Origin of the sequence: Demequina pilifera (assembly GCF_048814985.1) — a bacterium.
Taxonomy (GTDB): Bacteria; Actinomycetota; Actinomycetes; order Actinomycetales; family Demequinaceae; genus Demequina.
The window spans coordinates 229,908-247,598 of the sequence record NZ_JBMDTW010000002.1 but is presented as its reverse complement, the minus strand read 5'-3'; the positions used below and the strand labels follow the sequence as shown (position 1 = coordinate 247,598).

The window sequence follows — 17,691 nt, the reverse complement described above, 5'->3', positions numbered from 1 at the left end:
GCGCTCGTCCTCAGTGCTTGCGCACCGCGCGCGTGGTCTGCACCGCGACGAGCGGCAGCAGCGCCAGTGCCATCGCGACGCCCCATGCCTCGCCGGGGATGACGGCGAGCCCCAGGATGTCGCGCAGGGGCGGGAAGGTCATGGCGAAAGCGGTGAGCGACCCGACGACGGCGAGCGCCGCCCACAGCCACGGGTTGGCGCCCGCCCCCCGGAATCCCGAGCCCGATTCCGACCGCGCGTTGAAGACGGCGAGGGTCTGGGCGGCGGACATCGCGAGGAACGTCACGGTCTGGGCCTGAGCGTCGCTCAGGTCGAGCCACAGGTGTGCCGCGCCGTAGGCGGCGAAGCCCGTGGTGGCGACCAGCAGGCCGTGCAGCCCGATGCGCACGAGCACCGAGCGCGAGATCACGGCCTCGCGCGGGTCGCGCGGCGGGTCCTTCATGACGTCGCGGCGGCTCGGCTCGAGCGCCAGCGCGAACGACGGGATCACGTCGATCACCAGGTTGTTCCACAGGATCATGAGGCCGGCGAGCGGAGCGGGCCAGCCGGCGAGGACCGCGACCGTGATCACCACCACCTCGGACACGTGCCACGAGAACAGGAACTGGCCGAACCGGCGAATGTTCGCGAAGATGCGCCGGCCCTCCTGCACGGCCAGCTCGATGGTGCCGAAGTGGTCATCGAGCAGCACCACGTCGGCCGCGTCCTTGGCGACGTCCGTGCCCGAACCCATCGCGACGCCCACGTCCGCCTGGCGCAGGGCGGGCGCGTCGTTGACCCCGTCGCCGGTGACGGCGACCACCTCGCCCTGACCCTGCAGCACCTCGATGATGCGCAGCTTGTGCTCGGGGGCCACGCGAGCGAAGACCGCGTCGCCGTCCAGGTGACCGCGAAGTTCCTGGTCGCTCATGTCTGACATCTCCGCGCCCGTGACCGCGGCTTCCGCGCGGAAGCCGAGCTGCCGGCCGATCGCCGTCGCGGTGTCCGGCCGGTCCCCGGTGATCATGAGCACGCGCACCCCGGCGGAGTGCAGCACCTCGACGGCGTCGTCGACCTTCTCGCGGGGCGGATCCTGCATCGCGACCACGCCGACGGCGCGCAGCCCCTCGAACAGCGCGTCGCCGTCGCCCGAGGCGTCGCCGCGCGCGAACGCGAGGGTGCGCAGCCCCTGCGATGCCCACTCCTCGGCGGCGCGCACCAGGACCTCGTCGCGCGCGTCGTCCAGGATCACCTCCGGCGCGCCCTTGGCGTGGACGATCCCGTCGACCACCACCGCCATGCGCTTGCTCGTCGAGTCGAACGGCACCTCGTCGTCCCGGCTGGTGGACTCCCTCAACTGTCGCCAGTCGAGGCCGGCATCGCCCGCCGCCTCGAGCAGCGCCACCTCGGTGGGGTCGCCGACGGGGTCGCCGTCCGTGTCGACATCCGCGTCATTGCACAGGGCCGATGCGTGCCACAGGTGATCTTCGTCGGCACCTTCGGCGAGGCGCGCCTCGACGACGGTCATCTCGTTGCGCGTCAGCGTGCCGGTCTTGTCGGAGCACACCACCGTGGTGGAGCCGAGCGTCTCCACCGCCGGCAGCCGCCGCACCAGCGCGTTTCCCTTGGCCATGCGCCGCATGCCCACCGCCATGGTGAGCGTCGCCACCGCGGGGAGCCCCTCCGGCACCACCGCGATCGCGAGCGCCACGGCGATCTCCACCATCTCGGCGATGTCGTTCCCTCGCCACCACCCGACCAGGAACAGCACGGCTGCGCCGATCACGACGCCGATCGCGAGCCTGCTCGACAGCTGGTTGAGCCCCGCCTGCAGGGGCGCCTGGGTCTGCTCCGCAGACGATGCGAGCTCCGCGATGCGGCCCATCTCGGTGGCCGTCCCCGTCGCCACGACCACGCCCCGTCCCCGGCCGGCGAGCACGGTCGTGCCCATGTACGCCATGCAGGTGCGGTCGGCGAGGGCCACTGAACGGTCCACGGGCTCCGTCTGCTTGTCGACCCCGGCCGACTCCCCGGTGAGACCGGCCTCCTCGATCTGCAGTCCCTCGGCGTCGATGATCCGGATGTCCGCGGGCACCTGCTCGCCGGCCTCGATGCCTACGATGTCGCCCGGCACGAGCTCCGCGGCGTCGATCTCCTCGCGGCGGTTGTCGCGCTCGACCTCGGCGACGGTGCGCAGCATGTCCTTGAGGGCGGCCATGGACTTCGCGGCCTTGAACTCGGTGCCAAAGCCCACGGCGACGTTGACGATCAGCGCGACCATGATGGCGATGGCCTCGACCACCTCGCCGATCACGAGGCCGACGACGGCTGCACCCAGCAGCAACACGATCACGGCGTTGGCGATCTGGCGCCACAGCAGCACCCACCACGGGGTGCCGCCGTCGTCGCCGATCTCGTTGCGGCCCGCTCGTTCGCGGCGTCGCGACGCCTCGGTCGAGCTGAGGCCGGACTCGCCGTCGACGTCGAGGGTGGTGAGAACCTCGTCGACGGCGCGGGCATGCGCGGCGTCGACCCTGAGGTCGGCCGATGCCGTGCGCGGGATCTTGTTCACGGATGTGCTCTCGAACGTCGGTTCGCTAGGGAGAGGACTCGATCCCACGCTACTCCCGGCGCCCCGGGCGTCGCCGGGACCGAGTTCCTACCCCCGCACAGTCGCCGCGCCCCACCGGCGCGCGCGGCAGGCTAGTGAATGGCCTCCGTCGCGGCCCGCTGAATCGCGAGGCCGGCACTGTACTGATCGAGCCACGCCTCGTACCCCGCTACGTCCGCGGGGTCGGGCTGAGCGACGTCCTGCGCCGCGCCGTCGAACACGCGCTGCGCGAGGTAGTCGCCCAGCGGCATGCCGTCACCGGTGCGCCGGTACTCCGCGAGCACCGCGATTCCCCAGGCGCCACCCTCGCTTGCCGTCTCGCCCACGGTGACGGGGGCGTCGATCGCGGCCGCAAGCAGCCGCTGCGCGACCCCCGCGGTCTTGAACATGCCGCCGTGCGCGAACATCGAGTCCAGCTGGACGCCCTCGCGGTGCAGCACCCTCATCCCGAGGCTCAGCGTGCCGAACGCCGCGTACACCTGCGTGCGCATGAAGTTGGCCAGGGTGAGCCGGCTGTCGGGGGTGCGGACGAACAGCGGCCGGCCCTCGTCGAGACCCGTGATCGGCTCGCCGGACAGGTAGTTGTAGGCCAGCAGCCCGCCGCCGTCCGCCTCGCCCTCGATGGCGGCCCCGAACAGGGCCTCGAACACGGCGTCCGGTCCGCGGTCCACACCCATGGCGCTCGCGAACTCGGTGAACATGGACGCCCACGCGCCGAGTTCGCTGGCGCCGTTGTTGCAGTGCACCATCGCCACCAGATCGCCGGCGGGGGTGGTGACGATGTCGAGCTCCTCGTGCACGGAGTCGAGGGGCTTCTCCAGCACGATCATGGCGAAGATCGACGTGCCCGCGGAGATGTTGCCGGTGCGCGGCGCGACCGCGTTGGTGGCGACCATGCCGGTCCCGGCATCGCCCTCGGGCGGGCACACCGGCGCGCCGGCGGCGAGCGTGCCGGTGGGATCGAGCAGGGCGGCACCTTCAGCGGTGAGCGAGCCGGCGTCCTCTCCTGCGGACAGGACCTGGGGGAGCAGGGCCGCGACGTCGAGCCCGGACCGGCGCTCGGCGATCATGGCCTGGAATCCCTCGAGCATCGTCGCGTCGTATGTCCCGGTGGCGGGGTCGATCGGGAACACTCCCGAGGCGTCGCCCACGCCCAGCACCCGCTGGCCGGTCAGGCGCCAGTGGACGTAGCCCGCCAGGGTGGTGATGGAGTCGAGCCTGTCGACGTGCGGCTCGTCGTCGACGATCGCCTGGTAGAGGTGCGAGGCGGACCAGCGCAGGGGGAAGGCGAAGCCGAGCTTCGCGGTGAGCTCGGAGGCCGCGACGCCGGTGTTGGTGTTGCGCCAGGTGCGGAACGGCACCAGCAGCTCGCCGGAGGAGTCGAACGCGAGGTAGCCGTGCATCATCGCGGACACGCCCACCGCGCCCACGGACGTCAGTTCGGTCCCGTAGGAGGTCTTCACCGCGGCCATGAGGTCCGTGACGGCGGCGCTCAGCCCTGCCCAGATCTCCTCATCGGGGTAGGTCCACAACCGGTCCACGAACTGGTTCTCCCACTCGTGGCTGCCCGTCGCCAGGACCTCGTGTCCCGGTCCGATCAGGCACGCCTTGATGCGCGTCGAGCCCAGCTCGATCCCGAGCGACGTGCGCCCCTCGGCGATCGCTGCGGCTGCAGTGCGGTCATTTTCGGTCATCGGGTACCCACTCCTCGAAGCTTCGCCTGCGTCGACGCAGGCGTTAGATGTGAACGTCTCCCAATACTGTAGGGCCCCCGGGGCCCTGGACGCGTGTGCGCCGCGGGGGCGGCCGCGCTCGACGACCGCCCCCGCGTGCCACGCCTCAGCCTGCCGAGCGACCGCCGTCCACGACCCACACCTGTCCGGTGACGTGAGAGGCCTCATCGCTGGCCAGGAACGCCGCGACGTTCGCGGCCTCATCCGACGTCCCCACGCGGCCCTGAGGAACCTGTGCCGCGAGAGTGTCGATGAGATCCTCGCTGAGACCGGAGAGCCACGGCGTGCGGATGATCCCTGGTGCCACCGCGTTGACGCGGATCCCCTGCTTCGCGTATTCGAGGGCGGCCGTCTTGGTCATCATGACGACGGCTCCCTTCGATGTGATGTACGCGGAGGCGGATGGGGTGGCGAAGAGCCCGCCGATCGAAGCCGTGTTGACGATCGCTCCACCGCCGTCGAGCATCAGCCTGAGCCCCATGCGCTGCACCATGAACGCGCCCCGCACGTTGACCGCTTGGACCTTGTCGAACGAGTCCATCGGGTACTCGTGGCTCAGCGCCGCCACGCCGTTGACGCCCGCGTTGTTGAACAGCACATCGATGCGCCCGTATCGGTCGCGAAGCCAGGCCTCGAACGCCTCCACTGCCGCCTCGTCCGCGACATCGAGTGCGTAGCCGATCGCGCCCCCTCCGATGGCGGCGGCGACATCGTCCTGGTGCCCTGAGATGTCCGCGACCACCACCGTGGCGCCCTCGCCCGCGAGCTTCTTCGCGATTGACTCGCCCAGACCAGATGCGGCTCCGGTGACGACCGCGATCTTTCCTTCGAACGTGGGTGACATGACAGATCCTCCTCCATTGGTGGATTGATGTCATTCGAGCCAAACACCGCGACAGCGCGCCCTTGAGGGACGTTGGTCTCAGCCCTTCCCCGTGGATGCGTGAGCAGGCTCGCGCGACCCTGCCCCCGCATCGGCCGCCGTCCTGACCGCGACGCGACATCGCCCAGAGCGAACCCGTTTGGGCCCCAGCACGCACGGTGGCTAGACTCGACGGGTTGCCGAACTGCAGCATGCCCGCGTTCGGCGAGGCCATCACCCCCATTCATTGGAGCACATTCGTGACCAGCGCCATCGAGAAGATCGACGCCACGACCGTCAAGCTGACGGTCAATCTGACCGAAGAGGACATCCAGCCCTCGCTCGACCACGCCTACCAGCACATCGGCGAGCAGGTCCAGATCCCCGGCTTCCGCAAGGGCAAGGTGCCGCCGAAGATCCTCGAGCAGCGCGTGGGCAAGGGCGCCGTCATCGAGCACGCCGTCAACGACGGCCTCCCGGGCTGGTACTCGGCCGCAGTCGAGGAGCAGGGCATCCGCCCCTTCGGCCAGCCCGAGGTCGAGGTCACCAAGGTTCCCGGCTCCGAAGAGGGCGACAACAGCCTGGAGTTCACGGCCACCGTCGAGATCCGCCCCGAGGTCGAGCTGCCCAAGTCGGAGGACCTCACCCTCGAGGTCGAGCCCGTCGAGGTCTCGGACGAGGACGTGCAGGAGCGCCTGGACCAGCTCCGTGAGCGGTTCGGATCGCTGAAGACCATCGACCGCCCCGTCAAGGACGGCGACTTCGTCACGATCGACATGGCCGCCAAGCTCGACGGCCAGGACGTGGACAACGTCCAGGGCACCTCCTACCAGGTCGGTTCGGGCAACATGCTCGAGGGCCTGGACGACGCCCTGATCGGCCTGTCCGCCGACGAGGAGACCACGTTCGAGGCGCCGCTCGCCGCGGGTGAGGCCGCCGGCCAGAACGCGCTGATCACCGTCAAGGTCACGGCCGTCAAGGAGCGCGAGCTCCCCGAGGTGGACGACGACTTCGCGCAGCTCGCCTCCGAGTTCGACACCGTCGACGAGCTGAAGGACGACCTGCGCGAGCAGGCCGCCCGCATCAAGGCCAACAACCAGGCCGTCGAGGCGCGTGAGAAGCTCATCGACGCCCTCAAGGACGCCACCGACTTCGAGCTCCCCAAGAAGGTCATCGAGGCCGAGGTCCACTCGCACCTCGAGAACGAGAACCGCCTCGAGGACGACGAGCACCGCGCCGAGGTCACCGAGGAGGCTCACAACGCGCTGCGTGCGCAGATCCTCCTGGACACCCTCGCGGACGACCTCGACATCCAGGTCGAGCAGAACGAGCTCCTCGACTACCTGATGAACGCGTCGCGCCAGTACAACATGGACCCGAACGAGTTCATCCAGCAGGTCGAGAAGTCCGGCCAGATCCCCGCGATCATCGCCGAGGTCGCGCGCTCCAAGGCCACCGCCTTCGCGCTGCGCCGCACCACCATCAAGGACACCGCCGGCAACGCCGTCGACCTGTCCGCGGTGATCGGCTCGATCGAGGACGAGAAGAAGGACGACGAGATCGACGAGGACGCAGTCGCGGCAGCGGTGCAGGACGCCGCCGGCGACGACAAGTAGCCCTCAGCTCACGCACAGAAGCCCGGGCGACCAGTGGTCGCCCGGGCTTCTTGCTGTCTGCGGGGATGCGGCCGATGCGCGGGCCGGGCGGGGCGGTTCGGCCCGCCACGGCACGGATGGCCTAGGCGGCGAAGGCCTCGATCTCGATCGAGGTGCCGCCGTCGGTGCACCAGTTCGCCGGGTTGTCGCCGCCGCACTCGCTGACGAACCAGCCGAAGAACAGGAAGAAGCCGACGAGGGCGATCAGGCCAAGCACCATGACGATGTAGCTGATGATCAGGCCCGCGAGGCCGAGGCCGCCGTTGTCCGCCTGGCCCTTCTTCTCTGCGCTGCGGCCCATGTGGCCCAGGATGATGCCGCCGATCGCCGTGAACCACGTGAAGAGCCCCACGATGCCCAGCACCAATGAGGTGATGTTCATCCAGTTCTTCTCGGTACCCGGACGGGGGCCGGTGTGCACTCCGTAGGGCTGCTGATACTGGCCCTGCGCGTACTGCGGCTGGGCGTTCGGCGGCGGCGCGGCGTACTGGGGCTGGCCGTACTGAGGTTGGCCCTGCTGGGGCGCGCTCTGGGGCTGGCCCTGCGGTGGCGGCGGCGGTGCGTCGCCCCAGCCCTGCGGCTGCTGCTGCTGTCCCTGACCGTCCTCGGGGCGACGGGCGAACGGGTCGTCGGGGGTGGTGCTCATGGGTGCTCCCTGTTGTCGTAGGTGGTGCACAGTCGAGCGTATCCCCGACGTTTCGTGCCGCGCATCGTCCGCACGCCCGATGCTGCCCCGGAGGTCGTCTCAGGGAGCGTCAGTCGAACTCGGCGAGGGCGCTGGCCCAGCCCGCCGCGAGCCACATCGTGACCGCGAGGGACGCCACGCCGGCCACCAGCCCCGCGATGCCCGCCCCGGCGTACCGCGCCTCGCCTCGGCGCGAGGCGCGCGCCCCCAGGAATCCCAGGCCGATGGCGGCCACCGCCGCGCCCATGCCCACCACCGGCAGCAGCAGGCTCGCGACGCCGACGCCAGCCGCGATGATGTTCAGGACGCTTCGGTCACGGCGCTCGTCCGGATGCGTGCTCATGCCCATCGCCCCCCAAGGTGAGGATTCGAGCGTAGCCGGGCGACCGCATCGGCCGTTCACCCCGTAGCGAAAACCAGGGGGAACTGGCATGGATGAGCACCTGCCCCCGTTAGGTTTGACGCAAGACTTCATGGACGAGAGGACGAACGTGAGCGACACGATCACGGCCCGCAGCGACGCCGGAGGGATGGGTCTCAACGACTCGATCTTCAACCGGTTGCTGCGCGAGCGCATCATCTGGCTTGGCGACGAGGTTCGCGACGACAACGCGAACGCCATCTGCGCGCAGCTCATGCTGCTCGCCGCAGAGGACCCGGACAAGGACATCTACCTGTACATCAACAGCCCCGGCGGATCGATCACCGCGGGCATGGCGATCTACGACACGATGAAGTACATCAAGCCCGACGTCGCCACCGTGGCGATGGGCATGGCGGCGTCGATGGGGCAGTTCCTGCTCTCGTCGGGCGCCAAGGGCAAGCGATTCGCGACCCCGCACACGCGGGTGCTGATGCACCAGCCCTCGGGCGGCATCTACGGCACCACGACGGACGTGCGGATCGGCGCCGAGCTCATCATGCACATGAAGAAGGTGCTGTCCGAGCTGACCGCCGAGCAGACCGGCAAGACGGTCGAGCAGATCACCAAGGACGCGGACCGCGACCGCTGGTTCACCGCTCAGGAGGCCCTCGAGTACGGCTTCGTCGACAAGGTGATCACGCACGCGTCCGACGCCGGCGACGAGTCGCAGGGAGGCAAGTCATGAGCGAGATCCACCAGGCCATTCAGGCCGCTGGCCGCACCGGCGGCTACGGCGGCACCGCCCCCGCCGGCCCCGATTCGCGCTACATCCTGCCCAGCTTCGAGGAGCGCACGGCCTACGGCTTCAAGCGTCAGGACCCGTACGCGAAGCTGTTCGAGGACCGCATCATCTTCCTGGGCGTGCAGATCGACGACGCCTCGGCGGACGACGTGATGGCGCAGCTGCTCGTGCTCGAGTCCCAGGACCCGGACCGCGACATCACGCTGTACATCAACTCGCCCGGTGGCTCGCAGACCGCGCTCACCGCGATCTACGACACCATGCAGTACATCAAGCCGCAGGTGCAGACGGTGTGCCTGGGTCAGGCCGCCTCCGCCGCGGCCGTGCTGCTCGCGGCGGGATCGCCCGGCAAGCGCCTGGCACTTCCCAACGCCCGCGTGATGATCCACCAGCCGCGCATCGAGGGCGGCGCGCGTGCGCAGGCCTCGGACATCGAGATCTACGCCGAAGAGATGGTGCGCATGCGCGAGTGGCTCGAGTACACGCTCGCCAAGCACACCGGGCAGACCGAAGAGAAGGTCCGCGACGACATCGAGCGCGACCGGTTCCTGTCCGCCCAGGACGCCAAGGACTACGGCCTGGTCGACCAGGTGCTCGACTCCCGCAAGGGCGTCGACACGGCGGCGCCCAGCGACCGCGCCTCCGGCCCGGTGATCGGCTCGTCCTCGAACCCGGGCGGTCCGCCCGTCGCGGACCCCGACGGACCCGAGACCAACCCCGACGGACCGGCGTAACCCGCCGCCTCCCAGCGCAATCACGGCCGTCCCCGATTCGTCGGGGGCGGCCGTTTGCCGTGTATGCACCCATCCGCCCGCCCGCCCCATGCGAACCCCGGGTGAGGCTCGCGGCATGCCCAGCGACCGCATCGGCCGTAGGCGAACGCGTGGGGCGGCGAGTCGGCAGGCGCGTGTCGGACAGCGTAGGTAGCCTGGACAGCAGATGGCCACGGCCAGAAGGAGGCCTTGATGACTCGACCGGCGGACAGCGGCGACCTGCTGAAGTGCTCGTTCTGTGGAAAGACGCAGAAGCAGGTGCGCAAGCTCATCGCGGGCGGTGGGGTGTACATCTGCGACGAGTGCATCGAGTTGTGCAACGAGATCATCGAGGAGGAGTTCGCGGAGGCGGCGCAGACGGAGTTCACCGAGCTGCCCAAGCCGCGCGAGATCTTCGACTTCCTGGAGCAGTACATCGTGGGCCAGGAGTCCGCCAAGCGGGCGCTGTCGGTCGCGGTGTACAACCACTACAAGCGCGTGCGCGCCGGCGAGGGGACGTCGACGGTCGCCGAGGACGGCATCGAGATCGCCAAGTCCAACGTGTTGTTCATCGGCCCCACCGGCACCGGAAAGACGTACCTGGCGCAGACCCTCGCGCGCATGCTCAATGTGCCGTTCGCCATCGCTGACGCCACCGCGCTGACGGAGGCCGGCTACGTGGGCGAGGACGTCGAGAACATCCTCCTCAAGCTGCTGCAGGCCGCCGACTACGACGTCGAGAAGGCCCAGCGCGGCATCATCTACATCGACGAGATCGACAAGGTCGCGCGCAAGGCGGAGAACCCGTCGATCACGCGCGACGTGTCCGGCGAGGGCGTGCAGCAGGCGCTGCTGAAGATCCTCGAGGGCGCGCAGGCATCCGTGCCGCCGCAGGGAGGGCGCAAGCACCCTCACCAGGAGTTCATCCAGATCGACACCACCAACGTGCTGTTCATTCTGGGCGGGGCGTTCGCCGGCCTGGAGGAGATCATCTCCTCGCGCGTGGGCCGCAAGGGCATCGGGTTCGGAGCTCAGCTCAAGGAGGCCGACAACTCGGACCTGTTCTCTCACGTCACCCCGGCGGACCTGCACAAGTTCGGGCTGATCCCCGAATTCATCGGCCGCATGCCGGTGATCGCGACCGTGACGCCGCTCAACGTCGACGCGATGGTGTCGATCCTCACCGAGCCCAAGAACGCGCTCGTCAAGCAGTACCAGCGCATGTTCGAGCTCGACAACGTGGAGCTGGAATTCGACCAGGGCGCCATCGAGGCGATCGCGGAGCAGGCTCTCGAGCGCGGCACCGGCGCGCGCGGCCTGCGCGCCATCATGGAGGAGGTCCTCCAGGGCGCGATGTTCGAGGTGCCGGGCCGGGACGACGTGGCCCGCGTGCTCGTGACTCGCGAGGTGGTGCTGGACCGGGTGACGCCGGCCTACGTCGAGCGCGAGCCGGAGCAAGAAGAAGGCGCCGCCTAACCCCCCACCCCACCCCACCCCGCCTTAGCGCGCTAGAGGGCAGTGAGTGTCGGTTTTGGCGCGGCGGACAATCCTGCAGGACGCTGAGTGTCGCTCACCGGCGGACCCGCTGGTCGCGTGCCCGCAGCACCATGTCGCGGCACCACTGCGGACGCTCGACGAGGTCGGCCGAGGCGAGCCGGATCGTCTGGATGCCGATCGCCGCGAGTTCGGCGTCGCGCCTGATGTCGCGCAACCGCTGAGAATCGGTACGGTGCCAAGTGGCGCCATCGAGTTCGACTGCCAGCCGGGAGAACGGGTCGTACATGTCCAGGCGATACGAGCGCCCGTCGCATCGGATTCGGTGTTGCCGAACGAAGGGGTCGAACTCTCGGCCGGTGAACACTGACTGTAGCCCGACCTCCTCGAGCCAACTCTCCGCTCCGCGCGCGGCGGCCTCGACTCGACTCGTCAAGCGACGCCGCTGGCGGATGCGAGGCATCGACGCGAGCACGGCACGCAGCTCAGCCACCGTCACCAGGCCTCGCGCGATGCCGCCGAAGACTGCATCGGACTGTTCGCTGGCGGTGAGATCCGCGTAACCCTGCGCAATGGCCACCGCGGCGGGGGCGACGCTGAGGTCGTTGACATGTCGCGAGGACAGCTCGTAGGTGGGACGGTGGACGCGCAGCCACGGCGGAGGACGCAGCCGGTGGGTGTCGTCCGTCGCGATGTCGATAGTCGTGGGCGGCTCGTCGAGCAGCGTCCATACGTATAGCGCGCTGGCCCCGATGAGCATGGCGCCGGGGCCGACCCACGTCAGTGCGGCATCGGCGCGAGCCTCGAACGACTCCGAGTGCTCGGCGGCCACATACACATTGGGCAGCAGACGCACGATGGTGCCGCGGTCGAGAGCCGTGCGGACTTTGCGGGGCGTGGCAAACGCCTCGAGCTCACGCCGGGTGAAGGCCTGGGGGCGAAGCGCCACGTACGAGGTGACGTCGGCGGTCGCCGCCGGATCGGGCATGGCGCGCAGGGTTCGCATGTCACCGTCGTAGCGCGGCGCGGCCACCGCACGGGGGCGCTGCGCGCCGCCACTGTGGGCGGGCGACGTGCGCCACAAGGTGGGGACGGTGGGAAACGACCGACACTCACCGTCCTGCAGGATCCCGCGCGCGCCAAAACTCGACACTGAGCGCCCACTGGGGCGCTAAGGCGGAGAGGGCAGGGGTTAGTCGGCGAAGACTACGTTCTCCGTGCGCATCACCGTGGTGTCCGCCGAGGAGCCGCCCGAGCCGTCCTCGGGGCCCTCGCCGTCGACGCTCGGATCGAGCGCCATCACCGCGTCCACGATCTGCATCTTGCGAGCACGCCCCGCAGCCATCAGGTCGGCCCTGGCCGCGAACACGGCCTGGACCTTCGCCTCCGGCACCAGCAGGTCCACGGACACCAGCTCGGTGCGCTGGGACACCTTGGCCTCCGACTTGATCTTGCGCAGCGTCGCCAGGGCCTCGCCCGCGGCGCCCACGAGCGTCATGTCGGGGGCGTCACCCGCGGCGGCACGCAGCGGATCGGCCGACGGCCACGGCGCGCGGTGCACGGATCCGGGCCGGAACCACGACCACACCTCCTCGGTCGCGAACGGCAGCACCGGCGCGAACAGGCGCAGGAACGTCTCGAGCGCGATGGTGAGCGTGGCGCGGGCCGATGCGGCCTCGGGCGAGCACTCCGCGAACGGGTCGATCGACTCGCCGGGAGCGGCGCCGTCGTACGCACGAGTCTTCACGAGCTCGAGGTAGTCGTCGCAGAACGTCCAGAACAGGGTCTCCGCGAGCTCGAGCGCCCGAGTGTGGTCGTACGCCTCGAACGCGGCGCCGGCCTTGTCCACGACGTCCGCCAGGCCGGCGAGCAGGGCGCGATCCAGCGGCTGCGTGACGGGGGAGCCGGTCGAGTCCAGCGCAGCGGGGTTCGCGTCCCCAGCGGCATTGCCGGTGAGAGCATCGGCGCCGAGAGCACCTCCCGTCACGTGCGATACGGCGCGGATGCCCTCCGCGAGCGACTCATCGGCCGCGGTGGAGATGCCGGTGGCGCCCAGCACGAACTTGGAGGCGTTGAGCACCTTCATGGCGAGGCGGCGTCCCACCTTCATCTGGCCCTCGTCGAACGCAGCGTCGGTGCCCAGTCGAGCGGACGCCGCCCAGTAGCGCACCGCGTCGGAGCCGTGCGTCTCGAGCAGCCCCATGGGGGTGACGACGTTGCCCTTGGACTTCGACATCTTCTTGCGGTCGGGATCGAGGATCCACCCGGAGATCGCGGCGTGCTTCCACGGCAGGACGCCGTGCTCGAGGTGCGAGCGCACCACGGTGGAGAACAGCCACGTGCGGATGATGTCTTGGCCCTGGGGGCGCAGGTCCATCGGGAACACCTTCGCAAAAAGCGCCGGGTCGTCACGCCACCCGCCCACGATCTGAGGGGTCAGCGAGGACGTCGCCCACGTGTCCATGATGTCCATCTCGCCCACGAAGCCGCCGGGCTGGTCGCGCTGGTCCTCGGAGAACCCCGGGGCCGTATCCACGGACGGGTCCACCGGCAGCGTGTCCTCGGCGGGCACGATCCGCTGGTCCCACACCGGCTCGCCGTCGTCGTCGAGCGGGTACCACACGGGGATCGGCACGCCGAAGAACCGCTGACGCGAGATCAGCCAGTCGCCCGTGAGGCCGTTGACCCAGTTCTCGTACCGCTTGCCCATGTGCGCGGGCACGAAGTCCAGTTCCTCACCGCGCGACAGCAGTTCCGCACGCAGAGAAGCGTCGCGGCCGCCATTGGAGATGTACCACTGGCGCGACGTCACGATCTCGAGCGGCTTGTCGCCCTTCTCGTAGAACTTCACGGGGTGCGCGATCGAGCGGGGGTCGCCGTCCATGAGGTCCGCGTCGCGCAGCATCTCCACCACGCGGGCCTGCGCGGAGAACACCGTCTTGCCGGCCAGCTCCGCGTACGCCGCAACCGCATCGGGCGTGTCCAAGCCAGCGGGCGCATCGGCCGCAAACCGGCCGTCGCGACCCAGCACCGAGCGCATGGGCAGGTCGAGCTCGCGCCACCAGATCACGTCGGTGACGTCGCCGAACGTGCAGATCATCGCGATGCCGGAGCCCTTGTCGGGCGAGGCGAGGCGGTGCGGGACCACGGGCACCTCGACGCCGAACAGAGGCGTGCGCACGTGCTTGCCGAACAGCGGCTGGTAGCGCTCGTCGTCAGGGTGCGCCACGAGGGCCACGCACGCGGGCAGCAGCTCGGGACGGGTGGTCTCGATCCACACGGAGTCGTAGGAGCCGGTGGCCTCCTCCATGTCCGCCGCGGGCTCGAACGCGATGCGGTGATACGCGCCGGGCCGCTCGCGGTCCTCGAGCTCGGCCTGCGCGACCGCCGTGCGGAAGGTCACGTCCCACAGGGTCGGCGCCTCCGCCTGGTAGGCCTCGCCACGCGCGAGCGAGCGCAGGAAGGCCTGCTGGGCGACGGCCTGCGCGTTCGGAGCGATGGTCTGGTAGGTGCGCGACCAGTCGACGGAAAGCCCTAAGTGACGCCACAGCGCCTCGAACTGCTTCTCGTCCTCCTCGGTGAGCCGCTCGCACAGCTCCACGAAGTTGCGGCGCGAGATGGGCTGCTGGTCCGCGGCCTTGATCGACTTGCCCTCGCCGCCCTCGTGAGGGGGCGTGAAGCCGGGCTCGTACGGCAGGTGAGGGTCGCATCGGACGCCGAAGTAGTTCTGCACGCGCCGCTCGGTGGGCAGGCCGTTGTCGTCCCAGCCCATCGGGTAGAACACCTCGCGGCCGCACATGCGCTGGTAGCGCGCGATCGCGTCCGTGTGCGTGTACGAGAACACGTGACCCACGTGGAGGGAGCCCGAGACCGTCGGGGGAGGCGTGTCGATCGAGTAGATCTGCTCGCGGTCCTTGGACTCGTCGAACCGGTACGTGCCCTGGGACTCCCAGGCCTCGTTCCAGCGGTCCTCGAGTCCGTCGACGGTGGCCTTGTCCGGGATACGCGAAGTCATGGGGGTCATTCTTTCAGAACGCGGCCGATGCGCGGGCACGGTTGCGTACGCCCGCGACGCTGAGCGTCCGCCAGGATTCGCGGACCCCCCGAAACCCGACACTCAGCGCCCGCTGGGGCGCTAAGGCGGGGAGGGGATCAGAGCTCGACGGCGGTCACGACCTCCGTGGGGACGGTCGAGCCGCCCTCGGGTTCCACGCTCACCGCGATCGCGGCCGCGCCGTCCAACTCCGTGAGCCACGCCTGCGCGAGGTCGCCGTCGCCCAGGACGGGACCGGGCACGGGGTCCGATCCGTCCGCCGGCACCACCCACACCTGGTAGGTCTCGCCCTCGGGCAGGTCGGGGGTGTCGCCGATGAGCGCCACTCCGCCCTCGGCCGCGGACACGTACAGCGTCGCGGCGCCGAGCCCCAGCGCGTACTCGACGGAATCGTCCGCGGTCCGGAGCCTCTCGGCCTCGTCCGCGAGCGTGCTCTCGTCGCTGCCGGTCAGGATGAACCCGACTCCCACCGCCACGACCGCGACCAGTCCCGCGGCCGCGGCCAGCAGGCGCGCGGGCATGCGACGGCGTCCGGCGCGGGCTGCGTCGAGCGACGCGGGCGCCTCGGGTGCGGCGGGGGATTCGGGCGCGGCGGGGGATCCGGTGGAACCTTCGCCGGTCTCGGGGGCAGCAGGCGCCGCCACCTGGGGCGTGCGGGCGATCTCGTCGAAGACCGATCCATGCAGGCTCTCGGGGGCGACCGTGGAAGCGTCGTCGCCGGGCTCGGCGAGGGCGTCCAACGCGCCGTCGACGCTCGCGACCTCGGCCTGGCACTCGGCGCAGGTGGCGAGGTGCTCCTCGAATCGACGCGCCTCGTCGTCGTCGAGTGCGTGGAGGGCGTAGGCGCCGCTCATCTCGTGCAGATCCATGACTAACCCTCCTCCAATGCGTCGCGTAGTCGTTTCATGCCGTCTCGTATTCGTGTCTTGGTGGTGCCCAGCGGCACCCCGAGCCGTGCTGCCACCTCGGTCTGCGTATGACCGCCGTAGTAGGCCAGCTCGATCGCCTGTCGCTGGATGTCGCTCAGATGGGAGAGCGCGCCCCGCACCCGCTCGGACTGCCAGCGGCGGAAGTCGACCTCGACCACGGTGTCCTGCTCCGCCGGCATGGACTCCCGCTCGGCGACCGCGGCCTCGGACTCCATCTGCCGGCGCTGGCGCTGTTCGCGGCGCACGCGGTCGACGGCCCGCCGGTGCGCGATCGTCAGCACCCACGTCTTGGCGCCGCCCCGCGCGGGGTCGAACTCCGGAGCCTTGCGCCACGCCTCGACCAGCGTCTCCTGGGCGATGTCCTCCGCCATGCCCGGATCCCTCACGACCCGCAGCGCCAGCCGGTACACCGGAGTCGCCATCGCCGTGTACACGCCCTCGAAGGCCTGTGCCGATCCCCGCCCCGCGGAGACCAGCAGATCGTCCAACCGCTGTGCGGAGGCGGCGTCGGGCTCGTGTCGCGACACACGTGGTGCATCGTCGTCGACGGCGCGCAGATGGCGTCGCTCCACGGGCGACCTCCGTTCGTGGCGTGCGGCTGCGTTCATTCTCGGGCTCCCCTATCGAAGCATCGATCCGTCGAAAGCGAGTCGCCGCCGCGCCGCACCCCGGCTCAGGGAGGGGTGCGACGCCGCGACTGTGACAGTGGTTCGCCCGTGACGACGCGGCGGATTGGTCGGTGGATTGATCGGCGCCTTTGGCGCGGGCTCTGGCGCGGCGTCAGTGCGCGTTGGTAGGTTCGCGCACGTGAGTGTGGCGAAGGTGAGCGCCGAGTTCCTGAAGGCGATGGAGGAGTTCGACGCGACGGTCGGCACCGAGCTCAAGCCGCGGCTGCGCGAGATGATCCGGCTGCGCAGCTCGCACATCAACGGCTGCACCTTCAGCGTCCGGCTGCACTCGGAGCAGCTCGCGGCCATGGGGGAGCGCCCCGAACTGATCGCCGCCCTCGCGCGGCCCGTGGCGCAGATGCGACCCGAGTTGGTGAGCGACGGCGACAGGGCCGCGCTGCGCTTCGCGGAGATCCTCACGGACTACCCACGCGGCCTCGAGCCTGCAGCGCGCGACGATGCGGGGCAGTACTTCAACCGCCGCCAGCTCGGGGCGATCGTCGAGACCGCCGCGCTGGTCAATGCCTGGAACCGCGTCACGCGCGGCATGGAGTAGGTGCCCCGGTTCGTCGCGCGCGCACGCGAGCGCAGGAGTAACGTCCCGATCATGATCGGTTTCCTGATCCGCGTGGCCATCTTCGTGGTCTCGTCGGCGCTCGGACTGTGGGTCGCATCGCTGCTGCTCGACGACTTCGAGATATCCGTGTCCGGCTTCATCGTCGCGGTGGTGGTCTTCGCGATCGCTCAGTCGCTGCTGTCGCCGTTCATCCTGAAGATGTCCATGAAGTACGCGAACGCCTTCACGGGCGGGGTGGGGCTGCTGTCGACCTTCGCGGCGCTGCTGATCGCCACGCTGGTGGGGGACGGGCTGTCGATCACCGGCGTGAGCACCTGGGTGATCGGCACCCTGGTGGTGTGGCTGGTCACCGCGATCGCGACGCTGCTGCTGCCGCTGTGGTGGCTCAAGGAGCACAAGCGCTCGAAGACGAGCGTCTAGCTGCACTTGGCTGTCACCGCCGCGGGGCGGCTTCTCGGGACTTCGGTCCTGCCGCCGCGGGTCCCTTTGGGGGTATACCGGGAATCAGGCGCACCGGTGCGTGTGC

General features: G+C 69.8%; 15 protein-coding genes. 6 read left to right on the top strand and 9 right to left on the bottom strand.

The annotated features are described in order from the left end of the window. Positions 1-10: 10 nt before the first annotated feature. The 3 genes from ACNI14_RS03895 to ACNI14_RS03885 all read right to left on the bottom strand — a co-directional run bounded on the left by ACNI14_RS03895 (position 11) and on the right by ACNI14_RS03885 (position 5,167). Complete coding sequence (locus ACNI14_RS03895; protein ID WP_420518658.1) at positions 11-2,551, bottom strand: cation-translocating P-type ATPase; 2,541 nt, start codon at positions 2,549-2,551, stop codon at positions 11-13. A gap of 131 nt (positions 2,552-2,682) precedes the next feature. Then, the gene (locus ACNI14_RS03890; RefSeq protein WP_420518657.1) at positions 2,683-4,284 is read right to left on the bottom strand and encodes a xylulokinase; all 1,602 of its coding nucleotides are present in this window, start codon (positions 4,282-4,284) and stop codon (positions 2,683-2,685) included. Positions 4,285-4,429: 145 nt separating this feature from the next. After that, positions 4,430-5,167 (bottom strand): SDR family NAD(P)-dependent oxidoreductase, encoded by a 738-nt coding sequence (locus ACNI14_RS03885; protein ID WP_420518655.1) that lies wholly within the window; start codon positions 5,165-5,167, stop codon positions 4,430-4,432. A 215-nt stretch (positions 5,168-5,382) separates the two neighbouring features. Here ACNI14_RS03885 and tig point away from each other — a divergent pair, with 215 nt between their 5' ends. Then, positions 5,383-6,801, top strand: coding sequence for a trigger factor (tig, locus tag ACNI14_RS03880; RefSeq protein ID WP_420518654.1), 1,419 nt, complete (start codon positions 5,383-5,385; stop codon positions 6,799-6,801). A 121-nt stretch (positions 6,802-6,922) separates the two neighbouring features. Here tig and ACNI14_RS03875 read toward each other — a convergent pair whose 3' ends face one another. After that, positions 6,923-7,486 (bottom strand): DUF4190 domain-containing protein, encoded by a 564-nt coding sequence (locus ACNI14_RS03875; protein WP_420518653.1) that lies wholly within the window; start codon positions 7,484-7,486, stop codon positions 6,923-6,925. A 109-nt stretch (positions 7,487-7,595) separates the two neighbouring features. Continuing rightward, the gene (locus ACNI14_RS03870) at positions 7,596-7,868 is read right to left on the bottom strand and encodes a hypothetical protein (RefSeq protein ID WP_420518652.1); all 273 of its coding nucleotides are present in this window, start codon (positions 7,866-7,868) and stop codon (positions 7,596-7,598) included. 148 nt (positions 7,869-8,016) lie between these two features. On the opposite strand from ACNI14_RS03870, the gene ACNI14_RS03865 reads away from it, so the two are divergent. The 3 genes from ACNI14_RS03865 (at position 8,017) to clpX (ending at position 10,919) form a co-directional block, all read left to right on the top strand. After that, positions 8,017-8,634: an ATP-dependent Clp protease proteolytic subunit gene (locus ACNI14_RS03865; protein ID WP_420518651.1), complete on the top strand. Its 618-nt coding sequence runs from the start codon at positions 8,017-8,019 to the stop codon at positions 8,632-8,634. Further along, positions 8,631-9,425, top strand: a complete 795-nt coding sequence (locus tag ACNI14_RS03860) for an ATP-dependent Clp protease proteolytic subunit (protein WP_420518650.1) — start codon at positions 8,631-8,633, stop codon at positions 9,423-9,425. Before ACNI14_RS03865 ends, ACNI14_RS03860 begins: the two co-directional genes overlap by 4 nt. A gap of 231 nt (positions 9,426-9,656) precedes the next feature. Beyond that, positions 9,657-10,919, top strand: coding sequence for an ATP-dependent Clp protease ATP-binding subunit ClpX (clpX, locus tag ACNI14_RS03855; protein ID WP_420518649.1), 1,263 nt, complete (start codon positions 9,657-9,659; stop codon positions 10,917-10,919). Positions 10,920-11,013: 94 nt separating this feature from the next. Here clpX and ACNI14_RS03850 read toward each other — a convergent pair whose 3' ends face one another. The 4 genes from ACNI14_RS03850 to ACNI14_RS03835 form a co-directional block, all read right to left on the bottom strand. Beyond that, positions 11,014-11,943, bottom strand: coding sequence for a DUF559 domain-containing protein (locus ACNI14_RS03850; protein WP_420518648.1), 930 nt, complete (start codon positions 11,941-11,943; stop codon positions 11,014-11,016). A gap of 186 nt (positions 11,944-12,129) precedes the next feature. Next, positions 12,130-14,952 carry a valine--tRNA ligase gene (gene valS / locus ACNI14_RS03845; RefSeq protein ID WP_420518647.1) on the bottom strand — a complete coding sequence of 941 codons (2,823 nt, stop codon included), beginning with the start codon at positions 14,950-14,952 and terminating at the stop codon, positions 12,130-12,132. 137 nt (positions 14,953-15,089) lie between these two features. Further along, positions 15,090-15,860: an anti-sigma factor gene (locus ACNI14_RS03840; RefSeq protein ID WP_420518646.1), complete on the bottom strand. Its 771-nt coding sequence runs from the start codon at positions 15,858-15,860 to the stop codon at positions 15,090-15,092. A 2-nt stretch (positions 15,861-15,862) separates the two neighbouring features. Next, on the bottom strand, positions 15,863-16,492 hold the full coding sequence (locus ACNI14_RS03835) for a sigma-70 family RNA polymerase sigma factor (RefSeq protein ID WP_420518645.1): 630 nt from the start codon (positions 16,490-16,492) through the stop codon (positions 15,863-15,865). A gap of 235 nt (positions 16,493-16,727) precedes the next feature. Here ACNI14_RS03835 and ACNI14_RS03830 point away from each other — a divergent pair, with 235 nt between their 5' ends. Both ACNI14_RS03830 and ACNI14_RS03825 read left to right on the top strand, forming a co-directional pair. Further along, positions 16,728-17,144, top strand: a complete 417-nt coding sequence (locus ACNI14_RS03830) for a carboxymuconolactone decarboxylase family protein (RefSeq protein ID WP_420518644.1) — start codon at positions 16,728-16,730, stop codon at positions 17,142-17,144. 51 nt (positions 17,145-17,195) lie between these two features. Further along, a complete protein-coding gene (locus ACNI14_RS03825) occupies positions 17,196-17,585 on the top strand; it encodes a hypothetical protein (RefSeq protein WP_420518643.1) in 390 nt (129 codons plus the stop codon). Positions 17,586-17,691 lie beyond the last annotated feature (106 nt).